The organism is Maribellus luteus (genome assembly GCF_003576475.1).
GTDB lineage: Bacteria > Bacteroidota > Bacteroidia > Bacteroidales > Prolixibacteraceae > Draconibacterium > Draconibacterium luteum.
Window position 1 is genome coordinate 1 of sequence record NZ_QWGR01000147.1, and the last position, 613, is coordinate 613.

General features: G+C 67.5%; 2 protein-coding genes. One reads left to right on the forward strand and one right to left on the reverse strand.

Translation table 11 applies throughout. From position 1 onward, the window contains the following. Positions 1-294, forward strand: a 294-nt coding sequence (locus D1614_RS28345; protein ID WP_206610174.1) for a hypothetical protein, incomplete at its 5' end; no start/stop codon positions are given. Position 295: 1 nt separating this feature from the next. Here D1614_RS28345 and D1614_RS28350 read toward each other — a convergent pair. Next, on the reverse strand, positions 296-613 hold a 318-nt coding region (locus D1614_RS28350; protein WP_147384393.1), incomplete at its 5' end, for a CinA family protein.

Consider the following 613-nt stretch of genomic DNA (forward strand, 5'->3'; position numbering starts at 1 on the left):
CCACACGCAATCAGATCAACCAGTTCCGCACCTGATCGGCACTGTCGGTCCGGTTGCGGCGAGAGCGAGGACGCCATGACCACGCATCCGCACGGCCCCGTTGCCGGTACGCACCGGGAAGAGACTGGCAAGGATCCGGACCGCAAGGTCGAGAAAGAGCGCGACGACACCCACCAGCACGAGACGACGCGCCGCGACCATGATCGCGACCGTCGGCACGAGCACGACCACGAACACCAGCCGGAACACGATCACGGAGATCGTCGCCGGCCCGACCATCCCAGCGAGATCTAGATCAGGACTCCGCCGAGTCGAGGAAGTCGAGCAGGCCGCGCAGCGCGTGCTCCGCTGCCTGCAGGCGAACCTGCTTGCGGTCACCCTTGAAGTGGCGCGTTTCCACGCGCGTCTGCAGCCGGTTGCTCCAGCCGAAGCAGACCATGCCGACGGGCTTGTCAGGCGTGCCGCCGGTTGGGCCCGCTACGCCGGTAATCGCCACCGCCACCTGCGCCCGGCTGTTGAGCACGGCGCCCTCGGCCATGGCATGCGCCACCGGCTCGCTCACAGCGCCATGTTCGCGGATCAGCGCTGCCGGCACGCCCAACATCTGCGATTT